The following is a 3,594-nucleotide window of genomic DNA, read 5'->3' as shown; positions in this document are numbered from 1 at the left end:
AACCCTCTTTTTTTGTTGCCATTTCTATAAAAATTTAATTTGTTACTTGTTTTTTTAAATCGTTTTTTTTATCTTTGCATTAAAAAGCAAAGGTTTTGCTATACAGCGGAGACTTGTAAAATTAACCCCATTAGTCCTTTGGTTAGTTTCCTTTACTTTTATTCTTCTTAAATAAAGGTCTCAAATCAAAGGCTGTTAGAATAAACTTTTTATCTTGTCGCTTATTTTCCTTTTCATTGTAAAACTCTGTTTTGACGACAACTTTGAACATCTCACCTACAAGTTCTATTCTACTGGGTTTTTTAGAGGTTTTAAGTTCTCCGAATTGTACAATTATCGGAATAAAATCTTCTACTTTAAAGCCTAATTGTTCTATTTCTTTGCCGTACTTTTCAATAATATGTTTCAAGCCGAAGCCTTTATTGTTTTTATCATTTTCGCCCCAAACAATATCAATATACCCAATATCTTTACGATATAAAGCCTCTAAACAATCTCCTTTTTTTACCTTAATTAGATGCTTTATAGCTTCTTTGGGTTTTCCTTTGAATTGTTTATACTTAGGAAACCACGCTGTATCTTTATTATTTTCTTTCATCTTTTAAAATTTTACACCACATCAAACACTAAGTCTTCAATGGTTATTTCCTGCTTATTTTCAATGGGTTGCAATCCTTGCGAATAGATATTATATTTAAGTTGGTCAGCAGGAGTACTATTGTATCGGTTTTTGTCGGGATACACATAATTTTCTTGGTAATTCGCAAATTTTTCCGTGAAAAGAATAATATCGCCGTCAAATTGGGATTTGCTCCCGCCTCGCATTTTGCCGTCTGTGGTTTGCTGAAAAATGACTAAAAACAATTTGCCGTGGTATTTTTTACGCAAATCTTTATCTACCTCAAACCTGCTGTCAATCTCCTTGATTTTCTGAAAACTATCTATTACAATAACCTCATTTTCACGGATAATTTTATCAATTTCGGAGAGTGAGCGTACATCGTGAGCTTCGATATTGTTTAGTGCGTTTTGGTTCAAATACTGATGAGCTTTCTCGATATACAAACGACTTTGTGGATGCTCCTCGATAGAAATATGCCCTACTTTGTAGCGTTGTGCCAGGTCATTCATAAACTGAAAGGCAAAACGTGTTTTTCCGCTTCCTTGTCCTCCCGTGAGCGTAATTACCAAACTATCCACATTTTTTATTTCCATATCGCCTAAAAATTGAGCCATATCAAAGCGGTCAATTTGGTAACTTTCGGTTTGCTCAGGAGCATTTGCCAATTGCTGGGCTAATGATCCTTTGCGATGATGAGCCACCGTCGGTAATGGATTTACAGGTTCGGGTTGTACCTGGCTGGTTTCTGTAAATTCTTCTACAAAAACCTGCGGGCCCGCAGATTCTGATGACATTGGTTCTTGGGTAGTTGGAATGGGAGCGGCTAAGCCGTATTTTTTACGAATATCCTTTCTATTACCTCGTAATTTATTTCTTTGTTTTAAACCAAATTCATCTATTTTTTTACGAATATTTATAGCCTTTTCGTTTAATTCATATTTTTTGCCAACTTTAACAGCGTATTCTTCTAAGAAATCTTTTACAGCTTTTATTTTTAAATCTTCTGATGAAAAAGTAAAAAATATTTTGTCATCTTTCCTTGATATAGAGTTATGAATATCAAAAACATCTTCTCTGGTTATACTTGGATATTGTTTTTTTAATGATTTAACAACATCTTCATAAAATGTTTTAAATTGCTCATCTCCAATTTCATTATTTTTGGTTTTCTCTTTATTGTAATAATCTTCGGCTTGATAACGAATATGTCTGTAATTGGTTTCATCATCTAATATTTTATCTTGAATAGCTTCGTATTCATACTCTTTTTTGCCTTTGGCTAAATACAATTTTTTTCCATCGGTCAAAATTCCGTATTTATCATAGTACCACCCTTTGCGTAATTTTCCTTTGTCGGTAAAGGCTTTTTTACGGATTTCATCGGTCAAAGGCAAACCTAAACCAAAATTTTCATCTGTTTTTTTGTTGGAAACCGATTTTTTTGTATTTTTGCTCCTGAAAAGTGGTAAAGTCCCATCGTCTTGCAGGTAGGCTACTGGCTCCTGAGTGGATTTTACCGCTTTTTTATTTCTTCCTACTTCAACATTTTTCAACTCTGTTTTTCTATCTTTATAAAGGACTAATGAAATACGCAAATGCTTCTTTTCTCCATCAAGAATAAATTTTGATTTGAAATTTAAGTATCCCAAAACGTCTTTACCATCTGTTTTTTTGCGGTCGCCCCAATTGTTATACGTTGAGTTTTCAATAAGTTCCTGTAAGTGTGTAACAGCAACAGCCTTTGCTGAATACATTGCTTCGCCTTTGGCTATTTTTTTACCTGCAACCGTAGTAAATACAACCTCTTTCAGATATTTTTTTATAACCGCTTTTTTACCTTTCAGATTTTCCAAATAATACTGTAAGGTAAAAGCACGTAACTCCTTAACGCTCATTTTCTTAAAATCTTCGGTAGAAAGCTGGGGTTGTGGAGCTGCTAAACCTTGCTTTTGTTCAAAATCTTTGTTTTCAGTAGCAGAAATTTGCACTTGATTAACGTTCAAATCGCTTTTCTTCTCTACAATAACAGGCATTAGCAAAGCTACATTCTTATTTTCTTTGCTTTTAATTATCGTCGCTTTATTATAAGCAACACACTCAAAGCTCACGTGCTTTGTCCCATTAGCGTACAAACATTGCAAGGTGTCAAATAAATGATAAGCATTAAAAGATATTCCCGTTTTTCCTATACGGAAAGGAATCGTATAATTATCATTTTTTTGAACATCGAATTTTAGTAAATAGTATGCTTTATAAACGTGATTTAAAATCGGTTCTATATCCACAAAAGGCGTTTTCCATTGGTATTGCTTTGGAAAAACTTTTTGATAGTTAGGAAATATTCCATCAATGTACCTTTTTTTATCGTTCCACTCTTTTTCAGATAGTGCATCATCAATATTAGCAAAAGCATTCAGATAGTCGATGTATTTGGCGTTGGCATCATAAATTACACCCGTTTTAAGTCCGTCTTTCTTGTCTCTTTCAATAATAAGCAGTTTGTGCGCATCTGTACCTACATAAACATCTTTTTCAATAAGCACCCCGGTCAGAAAAGGACGAAGTTGGTCTTTTGATACGATTTTTGCAAAACTTTCAACCCCTTTTTTATTTGATTTCGGAGCTTTAAAATTAAACTCGTTGGTATTGATAAAACCACTCTCTATACGCAACATTTTTGAGAGTTTTTTATCAAAAATATTCTGAATATCCTTTGCCGATTGGTTTTCTTTCTCGGTTGAACTCAAAAGGATATTCAATTTTGTAGGTTGATTATCGGCAATCGTAAAGGCGTTTGATGATTTTTCAACTGAATTTTGTTTAACTTCCTTTTTTTCAAGCTGTTTGTAAAACTCTTTTTTGTCAAAATCAGATTTTTCACAGGTTTTGCAATCTTTGTTTTCTTTTCTTTCAGCTACTTGTTCCTTGTTACTTGAAACTTTTTTTTTATCTTTTTGAGGTTCAAGCATTTT

2 protein-coding genes are annotated in these 3,594 nt (G+C 33.2%); both read right to left on the bottom strand.

The annotated features are described in order from the left end of the window. Nucleotides 1-142: 142 nt before the first annotated feature. Nucleotides 143-598: a putative barnase/colicin E5 family endoribonuclease gene (locus OO775_RS11505; RefSeq protein ID WP_264847309.1), complete on the bottom strand. Its 456-nt coding sequence runs from the start codon at nt 596-598 to the stop codon at nt 143-145. A gap of 11 nt (nt 599-609) precedes the next feature. Further along, a partial coding sequence (locus tag OO775_RS11500; protein WP_444979446.1) for an LPD3 domain-containing protein occupies nt 610-3,594 on the bottom strand: 2,985 nt, incomplete at its 5' end.

It is taken from the genome of Capnocytophaga catalasegens (assembly GCF_026005215.1).
GTDB lineage: Bacteria > Bacteroidota > Bacteroidia > Flavobacteriales > Flavobacteriaceae > Capnocytophaga > Capnocytophaga catalasegens.
This window is presented reverse-complemented; position numbering and strand designations above follow the sequence as displayed.

Coding starts and splice junctions, on each gene's coding strand:
- OO775_RS11505 (WP_264847309.1), bottom strand. CDS start 598: ATGAAAGAAAATAATAAAGATACAGCGTGGTTTCCTAAGTATAAACAA.